This window comes from Mesorhizobium sp. M0954 (assembly GCF_040319155.1).
Classification (GTDB): Bacteria; Pseudomonadota; Alphaproteobacteria; order Rhizobiales; family Rhizobiaceae; genus Mesorhizobium.
Genome location: NZ_JAMYNR010000007.1, coordinates 63112 through 86454 on the forward strand (window position 1 = coordinate 63112; position 23343 = coordinate 86454).

The 23343-nt window shown below is 62.5% G+C and carries 22 protein-coding genes and 1 pseudogene; 9 read left to right on the plus strand and 14 right to left on the minus strand.

The window, feature by feature from the left end; translation table 11 throughout:
- Positions 1-33: 33 nt before the first annotated feature.
- The 4 genes from NKH93_RS11550 to NKH93_RS11565 all read right to left on the minus strand — a co-directional run bounded on the left by NKH93_RS11550 (position 34) and on the right by NKH93_RS11565 (position 4672).
- Positions 34-1323: an O-antigen ligase family protein gene (locus NKH93_RS11550; RefSeq protein ID WP_352970389.1), complete on the minus strand. Its 1290-nt coding sequence runs from the start codon at positions 1321-1323 to the stop codon at positions 34-36.
- Positions 1320-2855: an undecaprenyl-phosphate glucose phosphotransferase gene (locus tag NKH93_RS11555; protein ID WP_352449322.1), complete on the minus strand. Its 1536-nt coding sequence runs from the start codon at positions 2853-2855 to the stop codon at positions 1320-1322. The genes NKH93_RS11550 and NKH93_RS11555 overlap by 4 nt, the downstream gene beginning before the upstream one ends.
- A 116-nt stretch (positions 2856-2971) precedes the next feature.
- The gene (locus NKH93_RS11560) at positions 2972-4096 is read right to left on the minus strand and encodes a glycosyltransferase family 4 protein (RefSeq protein WP_352501530.1); all 1125 of its coding nucleotides are present in this window, start codon (positions 4094-4096) and stop codon (positions 2972-2974) included.
- A gap of 12 nt (positions 4097-4108) precedes the next feature.
- Positions 4109-4672: a polysaccharide biosynthesis/export family protein gene (locus NKH93_RS11565; protein ID WP_023674625.1), complete on the minus strand. Its 564-nt coding sequence runs from the start codon at positions 4670-4672 to the stop codon at positions 4109-4111.
- Positions 4673-4927: 255 nt separating this feature from the next.
- Here NKH93_RS11565 and NKH93_RS11570 point away from each other — a divergent pair, with 255 nt between their 5' ends.
- Positions 4928-7177: a GumC family protein gene (locus NKH93_RS11570; RefSeq protein ID WP_352918838.1), complete on the plus strand. Its 2250-nt coding sequence runs from the start codon at positions 4928-4930 to the stop codon at positions 7175-7177.
- Positions 7178-7200: 23 nt separating this feature from the next.
- Here NKH93_RS11570 and NKH93_RS11575 read toward each other — a convergent pair whose 3' ends face one another.
- A complete protein-coding gene (locus tag NKH93_RS11575) occupies positions 7201-8430 on the minus strand; it encodes a GNAT family N-acetyltransferase (protein WP_352970394.1) in 1230 nt (409 codons plus the stop codon).
- A gap of 90 nt (positions 8431-8520) precedes the next feature.
- Here NKH93_RS11575 and NKH93_RS11580 point away from each other — a divergent pair, with 90 nt between their 5' ends.
- Positions 8521-9579 carry a polysaccharide deacetylase family protein gene (locus tag NKH93_RS11580; protein ID WP_352501533.1) on the plus strand — a complete coding sequence of 353 codons (1059 nt, stop codon included), beginning with the start codon at positions 8521-8523 and terminating at the stop codon, positions 9577-9579.
- Here NKH93_RS11580 and NKH93_RS11585 read toward each other — a convergent pair.
- Positions 9576-9803 carry a DUF2842 domain-containing protein gene (locus tag NKH93_RS11585; protein ID WP_023674629.1) on the minus strand — a complete coding sequence of 76 codons (228 nt, stop codon included), beginning with the start codon at positions 9801-9803 and terminating at the stop codon, positions 9576-9578. The genes NKH93_RS11580 and NKH93_RS11585 overlap by 4 nt on opposite strands.
- Before the next feature lie 151 nt (positions 9804-9954).
- Between NKH93_RS11585 and NKH93_RS11590 the strand changes: the two genes are divergently transcribed.
- Positions 9955-11049 (plus strand): COX15/CtaA family protein, encoded by a 1095-nt coding sequence (locus NKH93_RS11590; protein ID WP_352745893.1) that lies wholly within the window; start codon positions 9955-9957, stop codon positions 11047-11049.
- On the opposite strand, the pseudogene NKH93_RS11595 reads toward NKH93_RS11590, so the two are convergent.
- The 3 genes and pseudogenes from NKH93_RS11595 to speB form a co-directional block, all read right to left on the minus strand.
- Positions 11039-11877, minus strand: a pseudogene (locus tag NKH93_RS11595) (aminoglycoside phosphotransferase family protein). The gene NKH93_RS11590 and the pseudogene NKH93_RS11595 sit on opposite strands and share 11 nt — an antisense overlap.
- Positions 11878-12804, minus strand: a complete 927-nt coding sequence (gene argC / locus NKH93_RS11600; RefSeq protein WP_352449330.1) for an N-acetyl-gamma-glutamyl-phosphate reductase — start codon at positions 12802-12804, stop codon at positions 11878-11880. It lies immediately after the preceding pseudogene.
- Between the two features lie 29 nt (positions 12805-12833).
- Entirely contained in the window at positions 12834-13841 is a 1008-nt protein-coding gene (speB, locus tag NKH93_RS11605; protein ID WP_352449331.1) for an agmatinase, read from the minus strand.
- Positions 13842-14146: 305 nt separating this feature from the next.
- Between speB and NKH93_RS11610 the strand changes: the two genes are divergently transcribed.
- Entirely contained in the window at positions 14147-15205 is a 1059-nt protein-coding gene (locus tag NKH93_RS11610) for a glycerophosphodiester phosphodiesterase family protein (RefSeq protein WP_352820070.1), read from the plus strand.
- A 353-nt stretch (positions 15206-15558) separates the two neighbouring features.
- On the opposite strand, the gene NKH93_RS11615 is transcribed toward NKH93_RS11610, so the two are convergent.
- On the minus strand, positions 15559-16437 hold the full coding sequence (locus tag NKH93_RS11615; RefSeq protein WP_352820071.1) for an aldo/keto reductase family oxidoreductase: 879 nt from the start codon (positions 16435-16437) through the stop codon (positions 15559-15561).
- Positions 16438-16531: 94 nt separating this feature from the next.
- Between NKH93_RS11615 and NKH93_RS11620 the strand changes: the two genes are divergently transcribed.
- Positions 16532-17440 carry a LysR family transcriptional regulator gene (locus NKH93_RS11620; protein WP_352614137.1) on the plus strand — a complete coding sequence of 303 codons (909 nt, stop codon included), beginning with the start codon at positions 16532-16534 and terminating at the stop codon, positions 17438-17440.
- 87 nt (positions 17441-17527) lie between these two features.
- Here the strand turns inward: NKH93_RS11620 and NKH93_RS11625 are convergent, their stop codons facing one another.
- The 4 genes from NKH93_RS11625 to NKH93_RS11640 form a co-directional block, all read right to left on the minus strand.
- Positions 17528-18058 carry a hypothetical protein gene (locus NKH93_RS11625; RefSeq protein ID WP_352766872.1) on the minus strand — a complete coding sequence of 177 codons (531 nt, stop codon included), beginning with the start codon at positions 18056-18058 and terminating at the stop codon, positions 17528-17530.
- Positions 18059-18281: 223 nt separating this feature from the next.
- On the minus strand, positions 18282-18764 hold the full coding sequence (gene rpsI / locus NKH93_RS11630) for a 30S ribosomal protein S9 (protein ID WP_023674644.1): 483 nt from the start codon (positions 18762-18764) through the stop codon (positions 18282-18284).
- A gap of 1 nt (position 18765) precedes the next feature.
- Complete coding sequence (gene rplM / locus NKH93_RS11635) at positions 18766-19230, minus strand: 50S ribosomal protein L13 (protein ID WP_023674645.1); 465 nt, start codon at positions 19228-19230, stop codon at positions 18766-18768.
- 214 nt (positions 19231-19444) lie between these two features.
- Entirely contained in the window at positions 19445-19909 is a 465-nt protein-coding gene (locus NKH93_RS11640) for a PaaI family thioesterase (protein ID WP_352471978.1), read from the minus strand.
- A 156-nt stretch (positions 19910-20065) separates the two neighbouring features.
- On the opposite strand from NKH93_RS11640, the gene NKH93_RS11645 reads away from it, so the two are divergent.
- The 4 genes from NKH93_RS11645 to NKH93_RS11660 all read left to right on the plus strand — a co-directional run bounded on the left by NKH93_RS11645 (position 20066) and on the right by NKH93_RS11660 (position 23343).
- Positions 20066-20887 carry an enoyl-CoA hydratase gene (locus NKH93_RS11645; RefSeq protein WP_352970397.1) on the plus strand — a complete coding sequence of 274 codons (822 nt, stop codon included), beginning with the start codon at positions 20066-20068 and terminating at the stop codon, positions 20885-20887.
- A 9-nt stretch (positions 20888-20896) separates the two neighbouring features.
- Complete coding sequence (locus NKH93_RS11650) at positions 20897-21319, plus strand: VOC family protein (protein ID WP_352449340.1); 423 nt, start codon at positions 20897-20899, stop codon at positions 21317-21319.
- 76 nt (positions 21320-21395) lie between these two features.
- Positions 21396-21917 carry a CoA-binding protein gene (locus NKH93_RS11655; RefSeq protein WP_352471975.1) on the plus strand — a complete coding sequence of 174 codons (522 nt, stop codon included), beginning with the start codon at positions 21396-21398 and terminating at the stop codon, positions 21915-21917.
- 145 nt (positions 21918-22062) lie between these two features.
- On the plus strand, positions 22063-23343 hold the full coding sequence (locus tag NKH93_RS11660) for an O-acetylhomoserine aminocarboxypropyltransferase (protein WP_023674650.1): 1281 nt from the start codon (positions 22063-22065) through the stop codon (positions 23341-23343).

The following is a 23343-nucleotide window of genomic DNA, read 5'->3' on the forward strand; positions in this document are numbered from 1 at the left end:
CGGTCGCGATGTATCGTGATAGACCGGGTCCGGTCAACCGAATTCGGTTGCTGTCCTGCCTGAAGCAACCGCGACGGGGATTGCCGGTCGCTGCGCCGCCCGCAGCTGCCACTGGTGGCGGTATTCGAGCGCGATGGCACCCCAGATCAAGCCAAGCAGCAGGTAGACATGGCGCCAGTGGTCGATGTCGATGAAGGTGCCGAGCCCGATATTGCCGATGAAGGCGACGTAGGCGCATAGAAGATAAGGCTGCCACGGCCGGTCGCGCAGCAGAATGCGGAAGCCGGCGGCGATCGTCCAGCACGTCAGCGTCAGGAACGACACGAAGCCGAGCCAGCCGTAATCCATCAGCATCTTCAGCCAGATGTCGTGCGTGTCCTCGCCGAACATCTTGCCGAAGACGAGCGGGCCGATGCCGAACGGATGCTCCAGTGCCATCTGAAAGCCGATCGTATAGCGGGCGAAGCGGCCGAGCCGGGCGGTGTCGTAGCTTTGTTCGAGCTGTGCGCGGTTCGAGAACATCTCGGCGACGCCTGGCAGTTGCAGGATGACGATCATTGCGATGACCAGCAGTCCGACGGCGGCGATGGTCATGACGACGACGCGCAGCCTGAACTTGCCGCTGGCGCTCTGCAGGAACAAGGCACCGGTCAAAAGGATCGCCGAAACGGCGAACATGCCCCAGGCGCCGCGCGAAAAGGAAAAGAAGATGCCGGCGGTGATGATCAGCAACGGCACCGCCAATAGCGGCATGCGTGCGACCGAGCCGGTAAGCAGCAGGTAGAGCAGGTAGATGCCGGGCAGCACCAGGAACGGACCGAACACGTTCGGGTCCTGGAAGGCGCCGGCGGCACGGTCGTATTTGGTGAAGATCTCGGCTCCTGGAAAGGCATGGAAATAGCCGGCTATGCCGACCAGCGAAGTCAGCACCGTCGACACCACATAGGCGACGAAGATCACCCGGTAGAGACTGGGCCGGACCGCCGTTACCGAAGCGAAAAAAACCGCGGTTAAGGCCAGGAACAGCGAGACGGCGAGATAGAGCGGCGTGCCGGCGAGGTCCGACATCTGCGTCATCGAGATCATGCCGCCGATGTTCATGATCACCAGCAGCACCAGCAGCGGCACCGCCGCGCGTTGTATGCGCAGGCCGAACAAGGGCCACACCACGATCAGCCCGACCATATAGAGGTCGTATGGCGCCGGTTCATCGATGACGAAGCCCGACAGGAAAACACCGAGGAAAACCGCCCCCGAAGCAACCAATGCAATCAGCTTGGCGTTGACCGCCGTCGCGGGCAATTCATAGGCCGTCGCGCTCAATACGCGTTTTCCGTATTGAGCAGTCGGATCGGCGTCAGGAACAGGATTTTGAGGTCGAACAAGAGCGACCAGTTCTCGATATAATAGAGGTCGTATTCCGTCCGCATGCGAATCTTCTCGTTGGTGTCCATCTCGCCGCGCCAGCCATTGATCTGCGCCCAGCCGGTCACACCGGGTTTGACCTTGTGGCGAGCGAAATAGCCGTCGACCACTTCATTGTAGAGGAGGTTGTGCGACTGCGCGGCAATGGCGTGCGGGCGCGGCCCGACCAGCGACAGCGAACCGAACAGCGAATTGAAAAACTGCGGCAGTTCGTCGATCGAGGTCTTGCGGATGAAGCGGCCGACGCGGGTGACGCGCGGATCGTTCTTGGTCACGGTCTGTTTGGCCGTCGGGTCCGCCTTGTCGGTATACATCGAACGGAACTTGTAGACGTCGATGATCTCGTTGTTGAAGCCGTGCCGCTTCTGATGGAACAGCACCGGCCCCTTGCTGTCGAGTTTGATCGCGATTGCGGTCGCCAGCATCACCGGCGAGAACACGATGATGCCGATGATCGAAAAGACAATGTCGAAGGCGCGCTTGGCGACCGAATCCCAGTCGTTGATCGGCTTGTCGAAAATATCGAGCATCGGCACCGAGCCGATGTAGGAATAGGCGCGCGGCCTGAACTGCAGCGCGTTCGAATGCGCCGATAGCCGGATGTCGACCGGCAGCACCCACAGCTTCTTCAATAACTGCAGCACGCGCGATTCGGCGGTCAGCGGCAGCGATACGATCAGCATGTCGATGCGCGCGATGCGGGCAAATTCGATGAGTTCGGAAATTGTACCGAGCTTGGGATAGCCGGCGACAACCGGCGGTGACCGCTTGTCGCCACGGTCGTCGAAGATGCCGCAGATGCGGATGTCGTTGTAGGGCTGCCTTTCGACCGAGCGGATCAATACCTCCGCCGCCTTGCCGCCGCCCACGATGACGGCGCGGCGCTCCATCCGCCCGTCGCGCGCCCAGCGCCGGATCAGCTTCGACATCACCAGGCGGAGACCCAGGATCAGCACGAAACCGACGACGAACCACGTGCCGAAGAGCAGGCGCGAATAGTCTTCCGACATTTTCATGGTGAAGGCGGTGAGCGCCATCAAGGCGAATGTTCCGGCCCAGACCAGCAGGAGACGGCCGAAATTGGCGATCGGCCGCATCAGCGCGACGATCTGGTAGCGGTCGGTGACGTCGAACAGAACGACCGCGAGGAACGAAGTGGCGGCGATCGTCAGTGAGTATTGCCAGGCAAGATAGTTGAAAAAGCCGACATAATAGAAATAGACGGCAAGACCTGACACCAACAGCAGCGCGAATTCCACCATGCGCAGGACGCCGCTCACCATGATCGGCGACATCGTATCGCGCCGGTATTGCGAGGCGACCTGGCGGGCAACATCGTTCATGCCGCCGGCCGTATTGTTCTCGGCAGGGGCGTCGAATTTGCGCACCGCGTCTAGCGAAAAACGGCGCGCTGGGTCGATTTCGTTCATGGGGCGTCCGCAGGTTTCCCTCAGGTGAATAGCAAAAGAGAGCTAAGAAACCCTTGAAACAACGGATGGCTTTGGAGACGCTTTCACCAGGAGCAGCCCGGTGGAAACCCGTTGCTCTATTTTTTGAGCGCGGCGAAATAGGCCTTTTCGATTTCGGCGGCCATTACATCGGCGCCGAAGCGTGCCTTGAGGTCGGCGAGGCCGGGCATCAGGCCTTTGTAGGTGTCGAGATCGGCCAATGCGGCGCTTATCTTGTCGCCAAGTTCGCGCGGGTCGGGCCGGATCAGGACAGGCGAGCCGGTGTCGAAGATTTCCGGTATGCCGCCGACCGCCGTCGCGATGATCGGCTTGCCGGCGGCGAGCGCTTCCAGAACTATATAGGGCATGGCTTCCGCGCGCGAGGGAACGACGACCAGTTCGGCCAGCCTGAAGGCGAGCCTGGCCGGCATCGGCGCCAGGAAGCTGACCTCGAGGCCGAGCTGATCTACCTGGGCGCGATAGCGCGGCAGGTCGTCGCCGTCGCCGACCATCAGCGCTTTCAATGGGCGGCCGAGCCGTGTCGCGGCTAGCCCCAGCGCATCGATGAAGATGTCCGGGCCTTTGAGGTCTCGCATCATGCCGATATAGAGGAGGTCAACCGCATTGTGCTCGGTCCGCACCGGCTCGAACTCGGCGGCGCGCAGGCCGTTGTGGACGAGAGCGTTCGGAATGGGTGGCTCGCCGACCTTCCTGCGATAAGTCCGCCGCTCATAATCGGAAACAAACAGCAGGCAATCGGTGAAGCGAGCCATGAAGCGCTCGAGCGCGAAGAACAACTTCCCCATGGCGGTGGTCTCGTCATAGTGAAGCGAGCCGCCATGCGGCGAATAAAGGCGGGCTACGCGCGACCTGGATACCCGCAACAATGAGCCGAACAGACGGGCATAGGCGCCACCTTTGGCGCCATGCCCGTGCAGCACGTCCGGCCGCAATTCTTTTATGATCCTGTAGGTGCGCCGGGCCGAGGCGAGATCGCCTGGCCCGACATGCCGCTGCATCGGGGTGCGGTGAATGCCGAGTGCCAGGCTGCCTTTCATCTGTTCGAACAGCCGTTCCTCGAAATCGCCGCCCGTCGTCGAATCGCAGACGATGCCGACGGCATGGCCGGCGGCGACCTGAGCCTCGGTCAGGTCGCGCACATGCCGGAAGATGCCTCCGACCGGTGAGCGAAAGCAGTGGACGATCCTGAGTGTGTCCGCCACTTTGTCAGCACATCAAAACAGGCGTTCGCGAACATAGACTGTATCGCCGGGCAGCAGCGGGTCGGAGGTCACCACGCGTCCGGTTATCACCTTGCCGTTGATGTCGCGGGTAATGTCGACGCTTTCCTGGTTGGCGCGTGGCGTGAACCCGCCGGCGATGGCGACGGCTTTCTGCACGGTCAGGCCTGGAACGTAGGAATACTGCCCCGCCGCACCCACTTCACCCATGACGAAGATCGGCCGGTAGCGATCGATTTCTACCGAAACATCGGGATCCCGCAAATAACCCTGGCGCAGTTTCTCGGCGATCTCGCTTTCAAGCTGTTGGGCGGTGTGGCCGCGCGCCGGCACGTTGCCGACGAGCGGCAGCGAGAGATAGCCGGACTGGTCGACGCTGTAGGTATTGGTCAGTCCTTCCTGCTCGAACACGGTTACGCGGACGCGGTCGCCAGCGCCGAGGCGATAGGGCTGGTCGAGAACTTCATGGAATGCGGCCGGCGTCGGCCGGTAGCTGGAGCAGCCCGAAAGCATCGATACGGCAAGCAGCGCGCGGAAAAGGGGAGCAGTGCTTTTCATGAGCGGACACGTACCTTTGAATAGCCGGCGACTCTGCGGCAAACCTTAACGATCGAGCTCGGTTATCATCCTGTTAGGGTTAATGGCCGGTAAAGGCGCGCGGCCGATGCGGGCCGGATCGACGAATGCAGATGGTTTTCAGCCTCTTGTTTGCGGCTTGTTAATAGAGCCTGACAGGTTCTTACCGCGATATTAACGGCTGAGTTACCATAGTTGTTTACGGTGCATGCTGACTCAGTACCGGAGCAGGGATGCATGTCCGTTCAATCCGCGGCCGCAGATGTCGACGTCGATCTCAGGCAGCTTTTCGCCAGCCTGGCGCGAAACTGGCTGCGCATCCTTCTCGTCGCATTGGTTGTAACCGGCCTGGCCTTTGCGCTCGCCTGGCTTGCAACGCCCGAATACAAGGCGGCAGCCAAGCTGGAGATCGGGCCTCGAGAATCGGAGTTCACGCGGCCAGCCGGGGCCAACGGCAACGAGCGGTCGATTCCCGACGAAGAAGCTGTGGCCACCGAGGTCCAGATCATCTCGTCCCCCGACATCCTCAAGCAGGTGGCGGCGAAGCTCGACCTGCAGAAATTGCCCGAATTCGACGAGGCGCTGAAGATGTCGGCGCTGAGCCGCGCCCTTGTCCTTGTTGGCTTGAAAAGCGATCCGTTCGAGATTCCGCTGGAAGAGCGCGTGCTGGACGCAATGCATGAGAAGCTCAACGTCTATGGCGTTGAAAAAACCCGCGCGATCGCAATCGAGTTCTCGTCAGAGGATCCAAAGCTTGCCGCCGCGATCCCGAACGCCATTGCAAACGCCTATATCGCCTCCAAGGGCAATGCCAAGCTCGAATCGAATTCCGCCGCCACCGACTTTCTGGCGCCGGAAATCGCGGATCTGCAGAACCGGGTAAAGGAGGCGGAAGCCAAGGTTGCCGCATTCCGTGCGCAGTCCGATCTTTTGATGGGCGGCAACAATTCGGTGCTTGCCACCCAGCAGCTGTCCGAATTGTCGAGCGAACTGTCACGCGTGCGCGCCAATCGCGCTTCGGCGGAAGCGACCGCTGACAGCGTGCGCAGGGCGTTGCGCAATGGCGGCTCGCTGGATGCCGTTCCGGAGGTGTTGTCTTCCGAACTGATCCAGCGCCTGCGCGAGCGGCAAGTCGAACTCAAGAACAACATCGCCGACCTTTCCACCACTTTGCTCGACAACCATCCGCGCATCCGCGCGCTGAAGTCGCAGCTCGCGGATCTCGACCGCCAGATCCGCAACGAAGCGGAAAAGATCATGAAAGGCCTGATGGCGCAGGCCGAGACGGCGAAGGCGCGAGAGGCTCAACTCGTGGCAGACGTCAACACGCTGAAGGCGGCGTCCGCCCGCGCCGGCGAAGAGCAGGTGGAACTCGATGCGCTGCAGCGTGATGCCGCGACCAAGCGTCAGCAGCTCGATCTCTATTCATCCAGCTATCTCCAGGCGGCCGCACGCAAGGATCGCAACTATCTGCCCGTCGACGCTCGCGTATTTTCGGAGGCCCAGGTGCCGGCCGAACCTTATTTCCCCAAGATTGGTCCGATTGTCAGTGCGGCCTTTGTCGGCTCGTTGCTCATCATGGCGATCGTCACGCTGCTGCAGGAACTGTTTTCCGGCCGCGCCATGCGTCCGGCCGCCGGTGCCCATTTCGAGCGCATCGAGCAGGTTGCGATGCCGGCTGTCCAGGCCGAACGCGTGATGGCCGAGCCCGACCCATCGGTTGGCCGGTCCGAACCGGCAGTCGTTGAGATCGATGAGGCCGACGACGACAATATCATTGAAAGCAAAGTGGAGCCGGAACCCGTCGCGGTGGCGGAAGCGGCTGCCGAGAAAATCGAACCGGAGTACTCTGAAATGGCCGCTGGAGACATTGAACCGGCACGTTCTATCCTCGGCGAGGTCGACATCGACAAGGCCGCGGAAAAACTGATCGCCACCGGTGCCGCCCGCGCCATATTCGTCTCGCCGGAAGGCGACGAGGCGGCTGCCTCGGCAGTGCTGGTGGCGCGCGCAGTCTCCGACGCCGGGCTACGCGTGCTGCTGCTTGATCTCACCGCTTCGGGTGCTGCCTCGCGGCCGATGCTGGACAGCGGGCTGTTTCCGGGCATCACCGATCTGCTCGCCTCGCAAGCGCAGTTCAGCGATGTGATCCACCCCGATCTCTATTCGGACTGCCACGTTATTCCCGTCGGCACAGCCGATCCGGTCCGCGCCATGCGCGCCGCCGACCGGCTGCCGATCATCATGCAGTCGCTGACCACCGCCTATGATTTGGTCGTGGTCGAATGCGGACCGGCTGACGCGCAAGGCATCAGCCGCCTGGTGGGCGAGGGGACCGAGGTCTTGCTCTCCATGCTTGAACCGGACGACGAGGTGACGCAGGCCGCGGTCGCGCTCATCGAGAGTGGCTATCCCGACCTGACGCTGGTCACGCCCATCGGCCATGTGGCGCCGGGCCCAATGCCGGGACGGCGCTCGGCCGCCTGAGGCAGTTTTCTCTCAAATCGAAATCAGCTGTCGTCTTCGCCTGCGGCCGGTGCTGTCCGCCCCACGGCTTTGCGGCGCAGCAGCTTGGTCAGCTTCCAGACCATTGGGCTGTGCTTGATGAATGCCTTCAGGCTTGCGCCCTGCCTGAGCGCAAGCGCCAGCGCACGACCTTTCGGCGTCAGCGGAACCAGCACCTCGAAATGCTGCGTTTCGACATCGCACCACAATCGCTTGTAGGGTTCGTCGCCGACCGAGAAATCATAGATTTCGAAACCCGCCTCGCAGGCTTCCTGGATGTTCTCGAAGAACAGGAAGTCGCCCGGGCTGGTATGTGCGAGGTCGTCCTCGGCAATCGCCCCGAATTCGCAGATCAGCCGCTTGCCCGAGCGGCTCGACCCGGTGACTGCACGAAGTTTGCCGGCGACTTCCAGCCCATGCAGGACGAAGGACGGATCTTCCTCTTGAAGCGCGTCGGCAAACAGCGAGCGGAAAAAAGCGCGCACCTCCGCCTCACCGAAAACATTGGCGATGCCCATCTTGCGGAAGCGGAATTCCTTCATCTCGAAAAAGGCATCGAGCAGCGTGTGCACCTCGTCCGAAGTTCTCGCCTCGATGCGACGATAGCTGCCAACGGCCTCGAACTTGCGCGCCTGCGAGCGATGCTTCTTGCGCCTGCGCTTGCCGCTCACGCGGGTGAGCAGTGCGTCAAATCCTCCCACAAGACCGGCGGCCAGCGACAGATTGGGGCTCGAAAAATGCGGCAAGGCGGAGAGCGGGTTGGCAACGCCGTCGAGATCGGGCAGCAGCCGCTCCAGCGCAACAAGATCGATGTCGCGCCGCGCCTTGGCAATCGCAGCCAGCATAGAACGGATCGCCACGCTATCGGCATTCGCCAGCCATTGCGAGTCGGCGGCGGCAAAATTGCCGTTTGCATGGCGGCCGCCCATGAACCGGGCGACGCGGAACGCTCCACTGCGAGTGACCTCCAGCGCCAGTGAGAAAACCGGCCTGTCCTCGGCGCGCAGCGTCGCAACGACAACGTCGGCGCCGGTATGTGCGGCCCAGTTCAGGATCCAGCCGGCGCTTTGCGCAGGGGCAAAAAGCGCCGAATGGCAGAATTCTGCGTACGCCGCCAACGCCGCACTATCGGCGACCGAGGTTGACAGGCCGGCTTTGCCGGCCGGCAAGGCACACGGCGACGCCTCGCTGCTTGCCAGCCGATTGCCGTCAAATGACGCGGTGGCGTCAACCATACCTCAATCCTTAGGGCGTATTCGTCGCGATTGGGGGTCCCGCGCAGGCGCATTCCATGCTTGATGAGCTTAGGCGCAAAAGGTGAATGAATGATCGACGGGGGCGAGGCAATCCGCAAACTGGCGCTCAATCTCGCCCGCTATTCCGGTCTCGCGCCGCTGGCCAAGCCGTTTATCGGCGGCCTTGGCGCCATCCTGATGCTGCATCGGGTTACCGCGACACCGGAAAAGCCGAACGGCGTCAACCGCCACTTGAACATCGCGCCCGGGTTTCTCGATATCGTGATCGCCGACATGAAGGCGAACGGCTACAGTTTCGTCACGCTTGACGAGGCGATCGAGCGCATCAAGGCCAGCGACAAGGACGGCCAGTTTGCGACGATCACCGCCGACGACGCCTATCGAGACAACATGACCGAGGCGCTGCCGGTGCTGGAGAAGCACGGCGCGCCGATCACCATCTACGTCGCGCCGGGGCTGATCGACGGCGCTGCCGATTTGTGGTGGGACGTGGTCGAGGACATCGTCAATGCGCGCGATCGCCTGACGCTGACGACGCCGGATGGCCCGGTGACAATCGACTGCTCGAGTCCGGGAAAAAAGGTCCAGGCCAATGCGCGCCTGCACGCTCATCTGACGCTGAAGGTGCGCGAGCAGGACCAGCGTGCGGTGTTGCGGGATCTGGCGCGCTCGAACGGCATCGAGTTGGGTGGTCCGCGCCCGAGCACGCTGATGAACTGGGACGAGATCCGCACCATGGCCGGGCACCCGCTGGTGACGATCGGCGCACATAGCGTCAATCACTGCAATCTGAAGCGGCTTTCCGAGAGCGATGCGCGACATGAGATCGGCGATGTCAAGCGCATATTGCAGGCCAAACTCGGCGAGGAGCCGCGCCATTTCGCCTATCCCTACGGTTATGCCAGTGCCGTCGGCCGCCGCGAAGTAGGCCTAGTTCGCGATGCCGGCTACGCCTCGGCGGTGACGACCCGCCACGGCATACTCCGCGCCGAGCATGCCGGCTTCCTGCACGCCCTGCCGCGCATTTCGGTCAATGGCCGCTACCAGAGCGTCGCCCACATCCGAACAATGTTGTCGGGCGTGACGACGCCGCTGGCCAATGCCGGCAAGACGGTGGTGACGATCTAACTGTTGCCTCGCCCCTTCGGCCGCGGCTCCAGGATCAGCCATTTGATGATGCCCATCGCCGGCAGCACCCACAAAAGCCCGCTGAGCAGGAAGAAGATGAAGTGCGCCAGCGGCCCGGACTGCGACAATTGGGCGACCGCCACAATCGAGGCGACCAGCGCATAGACTATGACCAGCACTACCAGCAGGAAGCTTCCGATCAGCTTTTTCAGGCGAATGGGCATGGCGCGATCTCGTTGATCGCTATCGCTTAGGCCGAACAGCCAATACGCGCAACCCGCCAGAAACGGCGCGACGGCGTGCCGCGCTGTCCGGTCTTGCAAGCCGGGTTGCGATGGTTCACCAATCCGCGACTTCAACCGCCGGGACAAATCCATGGCTGCTGCCATATCCGATGCCGCGCCTTTCGCCGCCCGCGATCGCGACCTTCGCAACCGCGCGCTGGTACGCGGTTGGCTCTATGTCGTGCTCCTGGTGCTGTTTGCGCTGGTACTGGTCGGCGGCGCTACAAGGCTCACCAATTCCGGCCTGTCGATCACCGAATGGCAGCCGATACACGGCGTCATCCCGCCGCTCAATGATGCCGAGTGGCAGGAGGAGTTCCTGCGCTACCAGCAGACCCCGCAATATGCCGAACTCAACAACGGCATGAGCATCGAGGCGTTCAAGTCGATCTTCTGGTGGGAATGGGTGCACCGCATCCTGGCGCGTAGTGTCGGCGTGGTCTTCGCCCTGCCGCTGCTGCTCTTCTGGGCGACGCGCCGCATCGAGCGGGGCCTCGGCACGAAGTTGTCGGGCATCCTCCTTCTCGGCGCCCTGCAGGGCGCGATAGGCTGGTGGATGGTGGCGTCCGGGTTGGTTGACCGGGTTTCGGTCAGCCAATACCGGCTGGCGACGCATCTGACGCTGGCGGCGCTGATCTTCACGGCGACCATGGTGGTCGCGCGTGGGCTGGCGCCGCACTCGGAACCTGCTGCCGACCGCTCGACGCAACGTCTGGCCGGCTTCCTGGTGCTGCTGGCGCTGGTCCAGATCTATCTCGGCGGGCTGGTCGCAGGGCTAGACGCCGGCTTGAGCTACAACACCTGGCCGCTGATGGACGGCAAGCTGGTTCCCGGCGACCTGCTGCTGCTGGAGCCGGCATGGCGCAATTTCTTCGAAAACCCGAAGACGGTGCAATTCGTCCACCGGGTCGGCGCCTACACGATCTTCGCGGTCGCGCTCTGGCACATGATTGCGACACGCCAGCGCCTGCCGGGCACGACGCATGCCCGACGCGCGACGCTGCTGTTCCTGATTGTCGTGGTGCAGGCGTCGATCGGCATCGGCACGCTATTGATGCAGGTGCCTCTGCACATGGCCCTGACGCATCAGGCATTCGCGCTGTTTCTGCTGGGCTTCGCCGCCGCGCATTGGCGCGGTACCAAGGGCGCTTACCCGCTGCCCCACGAGATCGCTCTCAGAGGCTGAGCCGCACCCGCCGGATTGCCGCGGCAATCGCCAGTTCGCGGTTTTCGTCGACCGCATTGCGATCTTCATGGTGCCATGCAGCCGACAGGCAGCCATAGGCGATGGCGTGGTCCAGTATCGCGGGCGGCGACTGGCCGAGCGTTGCTGCAAAGACATGCGCCATATGCGCGATCCGCCGCGGATCGAGGCAAAGATCGTCTCGGTCGAGTGGGTTGTAGAACACATTGGCGGCATCGAAGCCGGGGTCGCCGAGAACGCCCTTGGATCGATCGCCAGCCAGCCGCGCGGACCGTGCATGATGTTGTCGTGATGCAGGTCGCCATGCAGCGGCCGTACGTCGTGCGGATTGGACAACAGCCGTTCCGCGATTTCGGCAGCTTCGACATACAGGCTCTTTTCGCCGGCGGCGCGATCGGCCTTCGCCTTTTTGAACAGGCTGGAAAACCGGGTCCGCAACGGCTGAAGGTCCGGTGGAGCAGGGTGCTTCGACGGCGAGAACAGCTTGGCCATTACCTCCGCCGCGATCGCGGTGGCGGCATTGTCGCCCTGATCCGCAATCATCTATGACAGCGAGGTTTCGCCGGCATACTCGAGCAGCATGCGGTGGCCATCGCGGCCCAGCAGCCGCACCGCGCCTTCGCCGCGTCGCCAGGCGAGGAAATGCTCGTCACGCAACTCGTCCTCGACATCGTCGAAAGGCTTTAGATCCTTGACGATTGCCGGCGAGCCGTCCTCGCGCGCGACCTTCCAGATGCGGCTGCTGAACGTTTCGGCGATGAGTTCGGGCGCGCCGACCTTCCAGCGCTTTGGAAATGCCGGCACATCCATTTAGAGGCCGAGCATCAGATCCATGTTCTGCACGGCGGCGCCCGAGGCGCCCTTGCCGAGATTGTCATAGACCGCAAGCAGCAGCGCCTGCGCTCGATCGTCATTGGCGAAGACGTAGAGCTTCATCCGGTTGGTGCCATTATAGATCTCCGGATCGATGTCAGGCATGCGTTCCTGATGCAGATACGGCGCCACCTCGACCACGCCGCCATCGATGGAAGCGAAATGATCGGCGATCGCCGCGTGAAGCTCGGCGCCGGTCGGCACATGGTCGAGGCCGCCGAGTTGCAGCGGCACCACCGTGATCATGCCTTGCGCGAAATTGCCGACCGCCGGCTGCATGATTGGATCGTGCGAAAGCTTAGCATAGGTCCTAAGCTCAGGCACGTGCTTGTGCTGCAGCGTCAGCCCGTAGGGCAGGAATTCCGGCGCATCCTCGCCCTTGCCGACATAATCCTCGATCATCGGCCGGCCGCCGCCGGAATAGCCGGAAATGCCGTTGACGGTGACCGGAAAATCGGCCGGCAGCAGCCCCGCCGCAACCAGCGGCCGCAGCGTCGCGATTGGTCCTTGCGGCCAGCAGCCCGGATTGGCGACGCGCTTCGCCGAAGCGATCTTCTTCGCCTGGTCCTTGTCCATTTCGGCGAAACCATATTCCCACCCATCGGCGACACGATGCGCCGTCGAGGCGTCGATCACTTTGGTGGTGTCATTGGCGATCAGCGAAACGCTTTCCTTGGCGGCCGCGTCCGGTAGGCAGAGAATCGCGACATCGGCGGCATTGAGGAACTCGGCGCGCGCTGCCGTTTCCTTGCGGCGCTCGGTCGGGATGGAGATGATTTCCAGGTCGCCACGCTCGGCAAGCAGCGCCCTTATCTGCAGACCGGTGGTGCCGTGCTCGCCGTCGATGAAGATTTTCGGTTTCATTGCTTGCCAAAATTCCTGTTATCTCAAAGCTATATGCCGCTTGCCTGGTTCAATCCGGCAACGCCATGATTGCCCTGGTTCATTTCTTCGAGTCGGGCCTTTCGTTCCGCCAACAGCCCGAGATAGTGCATGGCCACCATCGACCCGGCAATTGCCGTTATATCGGCGTGATCATAGGCTGGCGCAACCTCGACGACGTCGGCGCCGACGATATCGAGCTGATTGATCTGGCGCAGCACCGACAGGATCTTTGCCGAAGACGGGCCTCCCGCGACCGGCGTTCCGGTGCCGGGCGCAAAAGCCGGGTCCAGGCAATCGATATCGAAAGTGACGTAGGTCTTCTTGCCGCCCGTACGGTCGACGATGGCATAGGCGATGTCCGACGCACGCATTTCCTCCACTTCATGGCCATACAGGATCTTGATGCCGAACGTGTCGGGCGCGTGGGTGCGGATGCCGATCTGGATCGACCGGTCGGGGTCGATGATGCCCTCCTTGACTGCACGGCCGACGAAGGAGCCGTGATCGATGCGCTTGCCGTCGTCGGGCCAGGTGTCCTGGTGTGCGTCGAACTGCACCAGAGCCAGCGGGCCATGGATGGCGGCATGCGCCTTGAGCAACGGCCAGGTGACGAAGTGATCGCCACCGAGTGACAGCAGAAAGGCGCCGGATTTCAGGATCTTCGCCGCTTCGCGTTCGATCGTGGCAGGCGTCTTCTGGTGATTGCCGCTGTCGAGCAGGCAGTCGCCATAATCGACCACGGCAAGCTGTTCGAACAGATCGCGCGAAAACGGATATTGCGGGTCGTTGTCGAGGATGGCCGAGGCGCGGCGGATTGCCTGCGGCCCGAAACGGGCGCCCGGCCGATTGGTGACCGCAGCGTCGAAGGGAATGCCCCACACCACCGCATCGGCGTCCTTCACGTCCTTCGAATATTTGCGCCGCATGAACGACAGGGCGCCGGCATAGGTCGGCTCGAACGACGCACCCGTCCTGGAGCGGGTGGTGAAGGCATGATCGATGGTCCTTGGCGGCATGAAGCGATCTCCTGTGCGTCGACGCGCAACCTTATTGGACATAATTCTCAGAATTGCGACCCCTGCGGAGGATCATGGCCATTCGATCCGGTCACAAATCCTTGCTCGCCAGGCGAACCCGGCATGGCTCGCCATGAGATTGCCTGGCAAGCAACCGAAAGTAGCCGCCGAAGACTGCTTCGGCCGGCGCTGACCTGATTTTCCGGCATTTTGCAAGCCGGCTTCGTTCACCTGCCTGTCACGGGCATCGCTTAACCGGGGTGCGATCCCGGTACGGAGCGATTCTCGTGCGAATGACCTGTCTCATGCGAACGATTTGGCTGAGCCTTCTATTTTCCGCGGCGCTGGCGCTCTCCCTTGGCCAGGCATCGGCAGGCGAAACGCGCGCCAGGCAGATTCTCGACCGCTTCGAGCACGCCAACCAATGGCGCGACCATGTGATAGTGGCCGCGCACCGCGCCGGCGGCATGCAATCCGGCAAGACGCTCTATCCCGAAAATTCGATCGCCGCCGCCGAGGCGTCGATCGCAATGGGCGCCGAAATCGTCGAGGTCGATATAAGGCGCTCGAAGGACGGACAGTTCGTCGTCATGCATGACAGTTGGCTCGACCGCACGACGAATTGCAAGGGTGAGGTGGTCAACCGCACGATGGCCGAACTCAAGACGTGCCGTTTGGTGATCGAAGGCACCGGCGCCGTTACGGGCGAGACGGTCTCGACGTTGCGCGAGATGTTGATGACGACCAGGGACAGGATCCTCATCAATCTCGACAACAAGCTCGACACCGAAAGCCTCGTCGGCATGGTCGCGGTTGCGCGCGACCTCGGCATGGCCGAACAGGTGATCGTCAAGGAGAACCTGTGGAATGTGGAGCGGATTGCCAGTGTCAAGGCCGCCATGGACGCGATCGGCAGCGGCTTCCAGTTCATGCCGATTATCGCCGATGACGCGGTTCGCGACGCCATGTTTGCCGAGAAAGTGGGCCGGGCCTTCCCGATGCGCGCGGTCGAGATGATCAACTGGCGCATGGGATCAGAGACACTGACCGAGACCGGCGGCCCGCTGTTCAGCCCGCGCATGCGCGCGCTGGCGGTGAGGGGCGACTGGCACATCTGGGCCGACACCTATGCCATCGTCAACAAGCCGGGAGGCTTCCTCGCCGGCGGTCGCGGCGACGAGCTGGCGGTTGCGGCCAGCCTGCCGCGCGAGACTTATGGCTTCTGGGTCGAGCGCGGCGCCACCATCATCCAGACCGACGAACCGAAGGCCGCCATCAGTTGGCTGGCGGCGAACGGTTTTCGCGTGCCCTATGCCGGTGAGAAGCGCCCGGCCGAGCCGGCCAACACGGCCAGCATCAACTAGACCGGCGCGGCGAGAATTGGATCTCCCTCTTGTGGTGACGATGCCCGGCAGGGCAGAAGGGCGCTGTCCCGCCGACCCCAGGCCGGCAGCGCCAAACTTTCGAAGGAACCCAGAAACAGAAAACCCGCCTCCGTGGGCGGGTCGCTGGAGCCAATTAGCACCATACCCAGATTAGTAGCATAGCTGCCGGCACAAAGCAAGAACAAAATGTGGCGTAGTAGCAGAAAAATGCGACGATCCTTCAGCGCCTCGGCGGTTCCGCCTGCAAGGTCGCGCCTTCGCTGTCCTGCCGGCAATCTCCCCCGCAAGGGAACCCACTTGGGGGAGATTGGCTCATCACTGCCTTCGGCAATCTACCCGCAGGCCGCCATTGCCACACCATCCAGCTCCTTGATGACATCGTCCGACAGTTCGAGGTCGGCAGCGGCGAGGTTCTCCCGCAGATGCGCGACGGAAGACGTGCCGGGAATCAGAAGAATGTTGGGCGCGCGGCGAAGCAGCCAGGCGAGCGCGACCTGCATGGGCGTGGCGCCGAGGCGTGCCGCGACCTTGGACAAGGTCGACGACTGCAACGGGTTGAAGCCGCCAAGCGGGAAGAACGGCACATAGGCGGTGCGGTCGCGGGCCAGATCGTCGATCAAGGCATCATCGCCCCGATGCGCCAGATTGTACTGGTTCTGCACGCAGACGATCCTGCAAATCCGGCGGCCTTCGGCGATCTGTGCGGCGGTGACGTTGCTCAGCCCGATGTGGCGCACGAGGCCCTGTCGCTGGAGCTCGGCAAGCGTCGCAAGCGGCGCCTCGATCGACCCTTCGGCGGGGCCATGCGCGTCGAACATGACCCGAAGGTTGACCACCTCCAGCACGTCGAGTCCGAGATTGTGCAGATTGTCGTGCACCGCCTGTGTCAGCTCTTCTGCCGAGAAAGCCGGCAGCCACGAGCCATCCGTGCCGCGTCGGGCACCGATCTTGGTGACAATAACGAGGTCGTCGGGATAGGGTGCGAGCGCTTCGCGGATCAACAGGTTGGTCACCTGCGGGCCATAGAAGTCGCTGGTGTCGATGTGGTTGACGCCTTGTGCAACGGCTTCGCGCAGTACGGCCAATGCCGCGTCGTGGTCCTTTGGTGGGCCGAAGACGCCTGGCCCTGCGAGCTGCATGGCGCCGTAGCCGAGCCGTCTCACCTTACGGTCGCCGAGGATGAATGTGCCGGAATGGTTGACGCTGGACATGGTCTTTCTCCTTCAGGAACGGTGCACAGATAGACGCTGTCCGATCTCATGATAATTGGCTACAATTCGCACGGGCTGTGCGGAATGACGAACAATGCAGATTGATCTCGGGGACCTGAACGCCTTCGTGGCCGTAGCGCGCGCCAAAGGTTTTCGGGATGCGGCACGCGCCAGCGGCGGCAGTGCGTCCGGCTTGAGCGAGGCGGTGCGGCGCCTGGAGACGCAGCTCGGTGTCAGGCTGCTCAACCGGACGACCCGCAGCGTTGTCCTGACGGAAGCCGGCGAAGGCCTGCTGGCGCGGCTCGGTCCTGCCTTGACCGAGGTGGAGTCGGCTCTCGACGTAGTGAACGGCTTTCGCGACAGGCCGGCAGGTACGTTGCGCCTCAATGTGCCGGTCAGCGCGGCGCGGCTGGTACTGCCCAGCATCGTTCCGCCTTTTCTCGCCGCCTATCCAGGCATCCGGTTGGAGGTGATCTCGGAGGAGAGCTTCGTCGATGTGCTGGCGGCGGGGTGCGACGCCGGCATTCGCTATGAGGAGCGGCTGGAGCAGGACATGATCGCTGTGCCGATCGGACCGCGTGTGCAGCGCTTCGCCACCGCCGCCAGCCCGGCCTACCTGGATCGTCATGGCCGGCCGCAACACCCGCGCGACCTGCTCGGCCACGCCTGCCTGCGCGGCCGCTTTGCCAGCCGTGCGATGCCGCCGTGGGAATTCGAGCGCGACGGCGAGGTGGTGCGGGTCGACCCGACGGGGCCGCTTCTCGTGACCCTGGGCGGGGCGACTGACCTCAAAGTCGATGCAGCCATCGCCGGCACCGGCATCATCAGCCTGTTCGAGGATTGGCTACGTCCTCACTTCGAGAGCGGAGCGCTCGAACCGCTGCTTGAACCCTGGTGGCAGAGCTTCTCCGGGCCGTTCCTTTACTATCCCGGACGGCGCCTCGTGCCGGCGCCGTTGCGGGCGTTCATTGACTTCATCAAGGCGTCCGCCGGCCAGCCCTGACACCCGGGAGAGCCGCGCCCGAAAATAAGCGCGGCTCCCTTCCCTCAGGTGACCCGCCACTACGCTTCGCGGCAGGTCTTGCTTGATCTATTTGACTGGAATCATCAGGTGCGCGTAGGGCGTGTCGGGGAACATGACGTATGGTTGTGTGGGGTTCGGCTCGTGGGGATACAAGGCCATCATGTCTGGTGCGTTCATGACCATCACGTGCGGACCATCATGCAGCCATTCGGCTCCCTCCGGCGGCTTGGTTGCAAAGGGGTCGGTATTGCTGGCCGCATCGCCTCCTTTTAGCATGTAGGCGAAAGCAACTTTCCCTGCCGGCGGCTCCTTCTTGGACATGATCGCGTGCATCCACGCCATCCCGTTCTCATCCGTGCACATTGGGTCGTCGGCGGGAGTGCTCGGGTCGTCCGGGATGCAAGTGAAACCGTTGGTGCCCTTCCTCAACGTTTTCATCTCCCAATTCACGACGGCGGCGTTTTTGCCGACAGCCGCCGGTGCCGCTGTAATCGCATTATCGATCAGCTGCTCGTCGCTTTTGTCGGCCGCAGGCGCGGCGAATGCCCAAGTGGCGGCGACAGCTGCCAGAAACACACTGCTGGAATGGATGCGCATTGCCTCCTCCTTCGCGAGCGTCGGGTTACCGGCGCGTCGCAACGTGCACAGCTCCCGCTCTGTGGAGTTGGCTGCTGGCCTGGGATCTGGAACGCGCCTGTAATTAAGATACTACTAATATTATGTTGGGTCACCTGAAGATGCGGGATTGCTATGTCGACAAAGAAAAGGGGCTGCGAATACGCAGCCCCTCTGAAAAAATCGATAGAAAACAGGTCTCTGTTTAACGCTTCGAGAACTGGAAGGAGCGGCGGGCCTTCGCCTTGCCGTACTTCTTGCGCTCGACGACGCGGCTGTCGCGGGTCAGGAAGCCGCCCTTCTTGAGCACGGCGCGCAGCGCCGGCTCGTAATAGGTCAGCGCCTTGGAGATGCCGTGGCGCACGGCACCCGCCTGGCCGGAAAGGCCGCCGCCGATGACGGTGGCAACGATGTCGTACTGGCCGGCGCGATTGGCGGCGATAATCGGCTGGTTGAGGATCATCTGCAGCACCGGACGCGCGAAATATTCGGCGAACACCTTGTCGTTGACGACGATCTTGCCGGAGCCGGGCTTCACCCAGACGCGGGCGATGGCGTTCTTGCGCTTGCCGGTGGCGTAGGCGCGGCCCGACTTATCGAGTTTCTGGACGTGGACGGGTGCGGCCGGCTGGGTGTTGGTATTGCCGGTGGCAGCTCCGAGTTCTGCGAGCGAGGAAAGCTCAGCCATCTTACGAAACCTTCTTGTTCTTGGCGTTCAGCTTGGCCACGTCGAGGACGACGGGCTGCTGGGCGACATGCGGATGTTCCGTGCCTGCATAGACGCGGAGGTTCTTCATCTGGCGACGGCCGAGCGGGCCACGCGGGATCATGCGTTCGACGGCCTTCTCGACGACACGCTCGGGGAAACGACCCTCGAGCAGCTGGCGCGCGGTGCGCTCCTTGACGCCGCCGGGGTGGCCGGTGTGCCAGTAATAGACCTTGTCGGTGAACTTCTTGCCGGTGAACACCACCTTGTCGGCATTGATGACGATGACGTTGTCGCCGTCGTCGACGTGCGGGGTGAAGGTGGGCTTGTGTTTGCCGCGAAGATGATTGGCGATGACAGTGGCGAGACGGCCGACGACGAGACCCTCGGCGTCGATCAGCACCCACTTCTTCACCACATCCGCAGGCTTCTGCGAAAAGGTTGCCATGGATTGTTGCTTTCGGTTAGGACCTTCAAAAGAAGGCGTTTCTTGTTGCTTGGATTGGCGAAAGGCGCTTGCCCGCCGCCAATAACAAAACGGCGGCCTTTGCGGGCCGCTGTTCCGTGAGGGCTTATAGGAGAGGACGGCGACTGCGTCAAGGCGCGTGAAATGTCGGCGAGCTATCAAAATCCAGCAAAAACAATGCCTTGGATGAAAGGTATTATTTTACCACACCGTCAATCCGCTTTGGCGGGATCGAATAGGTGCCCGTTGCGTGCGCTACCGTGTGTCCCTCCGGGCCGGCGACGATGTCGATATCGAACACCATCAGGCTCTTGCCGAGCTTGAGGATGCGGCAATGGCCGTCGATCGGCCCGGCCTCGGCCTTGCGGACGAAATTGATGTTGAGACTGGTGGTGACCGAAAGCGCATCCGGTCCGGCATGCGAGAGCACGCAGACATAACCGCCTATGTCGGCCAGCGTGAACAGCGCCGAACCCGACACGGTGCCGCCGGGACGCAAATGGCGCTCGTCGGCGTTGAGCCGCACGACACAGCCGCCTGGAAACACCTCCAACGCCTCGTAGAAGGTGAACTGGTCGTTGAGCTGCGGGAAAATGGTCGCCATCAGCGCGTTGATTTCGGCAGCCGTCAGCACCGGCTTGAGATTGCTGTGGGCGGGCATTTCAGTCTCCCGGTTTGCGCCCTGCTTGTATGAACGCGACGTGGCGTTTCTGGCAACAGCCATTCATTAGGGCAGTAGCGGACGAGGGAGTTGGACGAAGCGAGACGGCATACTAGATTAGTCCATCATCGATCCGGAATCGCGGAGGAACGACCTATGGCCGAAATCGTCGCCATCAAGCCTGCCGTTGCCGAAGGGCCGGTCGTCTCCAGGCTGGACAACGGTGTGCTGCGCCTGACGCTCGCCAATCCGCCGGCCAATGCTCTTTCGCTTGCAGTGATGGCGGCGCTGACGGCGGAACTCGACCGCGCCAAGGCCGACAAATCCGTCCGCGTCATCGTGCTCGGGGCGGCCGGCAAAGTGTTCTGCGCCGGACACGACCTCAAGGAGTTGAGCGCGCACCGCGCCGATGCCGATCGCGGCAGGGGCTTCTTCGAAAAGACGTTTTCCGCCTGCGCCGCGCTGATGCAGGCGATCGTTCGCCATCCTAAGCCGGTGATCGGCGAAGTCGACGGCCTGGCGACGGCGGCCGGCTTGCAGCTGGTTGCCAGCTGCGATCTCGCCATCGCCTCGCACGAGGCGACCTTCTGCACGCCTGGCGTCAATATTGGACTGTTCTGCTCGACGCCGATGGTGGCGCTGTCGCGCAACGTCTCGCGCAAGCACGCCTTGGAGATGCTTTTGACCGGCGAGACGATCGATGCGGCAACCGCCAAGGAATTCGGCTTGGTCAACCGCGTCGTGCCGCGCGAATATCTGAATCAGATTGTCACCAAATACGCGCAAACCATTGCGTCCAAATCCTCTCTGGTCGTCAAGATCGGCAAGGAAGCCTTCTACGAACAGGCAGAAATGGGGCTGGCCGAGGCCTATGATTACACCGGGCGCGTCATGGTCGAGAACATGCTGGCGCGCGATGCGGAAGAGGGCATTGGCGCCTTCATCGGCAAGCGCAAGCCGGAATGGCCGGAGGAGTAGGAGGCGGATATGGAACCGCGCATCTCCATCATCACCATCGCCACCGACGATCTCGACCGTGCGACGCGCTTCTATGAGGCGATGGGCCTGACCCGCCATGCCGGGATCACCGACGGCGTTGCCTTCTTCCAGATGGGCGGCGCCATTCTTGGCTTGTTTCCGCGCCCAAGCGCCGAAGAGGATTCGGGCGTCAGCTTCTCGAAGGCGCCGTCGGCCGTCTACCTCGCCTACAACACCCGCTCTGACGCCGAGGTCGACGAAGTGCTTGCGGCGGCTGAGAAGGCCGGCGGCAAGATCGTCAAGCCGGCCGGGCGCGCCTTCTGGGGCGGCTGGTACGGCTATTTCGCCGATGCCGACGGGCATGTCTGGGAAGTCGCGCACAATCCGGCTTTTCCGATCGCGGAAGACGGATCGATTTCGCTGCCGGGCTGACGACGTTCTCCCTGGCCCATTGCAAGCCACTTGCTCGGCTGTTGGCACCTCACTCTGAAGCGCTGTATGACGAGGCATGAACCACGACGCCTACGACAACGCCTATATCGCCGGCATCCTCAATTCGGTGAAGACCATCGCCATGGTTGGCGCGTCGGCCAATGACGTGCGGCCGAGCTATTTCGTGCTCAAATATCTGCTCGGCAAAGGGTTTTCGGTGTTCCCGATCAATCCCGGCCAGGCCGGCAAGGAAATCCTCGGGCGGATGACCTATGCCAGGCTGGCCGATGTTCCAGAGCCAATCGACATGGTCGACGTGTTTCGCGCTTCCGCTGCCGTGCCGGGCATTGTCGACGAGGTGTTGCGGCTCGATCCGCTGCCGAAAGTCATCTGGATGCAGCTTGGCATACGCCATGACGAGGCGGCGACGCGCGCAGAGGCTGTCGGCATCAAGGTGGTGATGAACCGTTGCCCCAAGATCGAATATGGCAAGCTGTCCGGCGAGATCGGCTGGACCGGCGTCAATTCCGGCGTCTTGTCCTCGAAGAAGCCGCTGATGCGCCCGGGATTCCAGAGTTTCGGCGTTCGCCAGAAGTAGGTAGTGAATAGAGAATGGTGAATAGAAAGATTTTTCTGGAAGGCCGGCAAGGCGGCATATGAGCCGCTTGCAATCAGGGTGGGGCTGGCCGACTTTGCCATTCACCATTCACCATTCACCATTCACCATTGAGGGAGGTTTTTCGATGGCCCGCACGCCCGGTTTCAATACGCTCGCCGTCCATGCCGGCGCCAAGCCGGATCCGGCGACGGGCGCACGCGCGACGCCGATCTACCAGACCACCTCCTTCGTCTTCGACGATGCCGACCATGCCGCCTCGCTGTTCGGGCTGAAGGCGTTCGGCAACATCTATACCCGCATCATGAACCCGACGCAGGCGGTGCTGGAAGAGCGCATCGCGGCACTCGAAGGCGGCACGGCAGGCCTTGCGGTCGCCTCCGGCCATGCCGCGCAGGTGCTGGTCTTCCACAATCTAATGCAGCCCGGCGACAATTTCGTTTCAGCGACAAAGCTTTACGGCGGCTCGATCAACCAATTCGGCCACGCCTTCAAGAATTTCGGTTGGCAGGTGCGCTGGGCCGACACCAATGACATCTCGACCTTCGAGAGCCAGATCGACGACAGGACCAAGGCAATCTTCATCGAGAGCCTGGCCAATCCCGGCGGCGTCTTCGTCGATATCGAGAAGATCGGCGACATCGCCCGCAAGCACGGCCTGCCGCTGATCGTCGACAACACGCTGGCCTCGCCCTATCTGCTGCGGCCGATCGAGCATGGCGCCGACATCGTCGTGCATTCGCTGACCAAGTTCATCGGCGGTCACGGCAATTCGATCGGCGGCGCCATTGTCGACGGCGGCACGTTCGATTGGTCGAAGTCGGGCAAGTATCCGATGCTGTCGGAGCCGCGCCCCGAATATGGCGGCCTGGTCCTGCATGAGACCTTCGGCAATTTCGCCTTCGCCATCGCTGCTCGCGTGCTCGGCCTGCGCGACATCGGCGCGGCGATTTCGCCGTTCAACGCATTCCTTATCCTGACCGGTCTGGAAACCTTGCCGCTCAGGATGCAGCGCCACTGCGACAATGCGGCGGCGGTCGCCGGATGGCTTTCCAACCATCCCAAGGTCGCCTGGGTTTCCTATCCCGGCCTGCCCAGCGACAAGAACAACGCGTTGCAGAAGAAGTACTCGCCGCTTGGCGCCGGCGCGGTGTTCACATTCGGGCTGAAGGGCGGCTATGCGGCGGGCATCAAGTTCGTCGAGGCGCTCGAACTGTTCTCGCATCTGGCCAATGTCGGCGACACCAAGTCGCTGGTCATCCACCCGGCATCGACCACGCATCGCCAGCTTTCCGACGAGCAGAAGATCAACGCCGGGGCAGGGCCTGACACGGTCAGGCTTTCGGTCGGCATCGAGGACGTCAACGACATCGTCGCCGATCTGGAACAGGCTCTCGCCAAGGTTTGA

Excerpts from the sequence above, each read along its gene's own strand:
- NKH93_RS11640 (WP_352471978.1), bottom strand. The coding sequence starts at position 19,909 with ATGCCCGCCCACAGCAATCTCAAGCCGGTGCTGACGGCTGCCGAAATC.
- NKH93_RS11615 (WP_352820071.1), bottom strand. The coding sequence starts at position 16,437 with ATGTCCAGCGTCAACCATTCCGGCACATTCATCCTCGGCGACCGTAAG.
- NKH93_RS11590 (WP_352745893.1), top strand. The coding sequence starts at position 9,955 with ATGGCTGCTGCCATATCCGATGCCGCGCCTTTCGCCGCCCGCGATCGC.
- NKH93_RS11620 (WP_352614137.1), top strand. The coding sequence starts at position 16,532 with ATGCAGATTGATCTCGGGGACCTGAACGCCTTCGTGGCCGTAGCGCGC.
- NKH93_RS11570 (WP_352918838.1), top strand. The coding sequence starts at position 4,928 with ATGTCCGTTCAATCCGCGGCCGCAGATGTCGACGTCGATCTCAGGCAG.
- NKH93_RS11655 (WP_352471975.1), top strand. The coding sequence starts at position 21,396 with ATGAACCACGACGCCTACGACAACGCCTATATCGCCGGCATCCTCAAT.
- NKH93_RS11650 (WP_352449340.1), top strand. The coding sequence starts at position 20,897 with ATGGAACCGCGCATCTCCATCATCACCATCGCCACCGACGATCTCGAC.
- NKH93_RS11555 (WP_352449322.1), bottom strand. The coding sequence starts at position 2,855 with ATGAACGAAATCGACCCAGCGCGCCGTTTTTCGCTAGACGCGGTGCGC.
- NKH93_RS11645 (WP_352970397.1), top strand. The coding sequence starts at position 20,066 with ATGGCCGAAATCGTCGCCATCAAGCCTGCCGTTGCCGAAGGGCCGGTC.
- NKH93_RS11625 (WP_352766872.1), bottom strand. The coding sequence starts at position 18,058 with ATGCGCATCCATTCCAGCAGTGTGTTTCTGGCAGCTGTCGCCGCCACT.
- argC (WP_352449330.1), bottom strand. The coding sequence starts at position 12,804 with ATGAAACCGAAAATCTTCATCGACGGCGAGCACGGCACCACCGGTCTG.
- NKH93_RS11660 (WP_023674650.1), top strand. The coding sequence starts at position 22,063 with ATGGCCCGCACGCCCGGTTTCAATACGCTCGCCGTCCATGCCGGCGCC.
- NKH93_RS11565 (WP_023674625.1), bottom strand. The coding sequence starts at position 4,672 with ATGAAAAGCACTGCTCCCCTTTTCCGCGCGCTGCTTGCCGTATCGATG.
- NKH93_RS11575 (WP_352970394.1), bottom strand. The coding sequence starts at position 8,430 with ATGGTTGACGCCACCGCGTCATTTGACGGCAATCGGCTGGCAAGCAGC.
- speB (WP_352449331.1), bottom strand. The coding sequence starts at position 13,841 with ATGCCGCCAAGGACCATCGATCATGCCTTCACCACCCGCTCCAGGACG.
- rpsI (WP_023674644.1), bottom strand. The coding sequence starts at position 18,764 with ATGGCTGAGCTTTCCTCGCTCGCAGAACTCGGAGCTGCCACCGGCAAT.
- NKH93_RS11585 (WP_023674629.1), bottom strand. The coding sequence starts at position 9,803 with ATGCCCATTCGCCTGAAAAAGCTGATCGGAAGCTTCCTGCTGGTAGTG.
- NKH93_RS11580 (WP_352501533.1), top strand. The coding sequence starts at position 8,521 with ATGATCGACGGGGGCGAGGCAATCCGCAAACTGGCGCTCAATCTCGCC.
- rplM (WP_023674645.1), bottom strand. The coding sequence starts at position 19,230 with ATGGCAACCTTTTCGCAGAAGCCTGCGGATGTGGTGAAGAAGTGGGTG.
- NKH93_RS11610 (WP_352820070.1), top strand. The coding sequence starts at position 14,147 with ATGCGAACGATTTGGCTGAGCCTTCTATTTTCCGCGGCGCTGGCGCTC.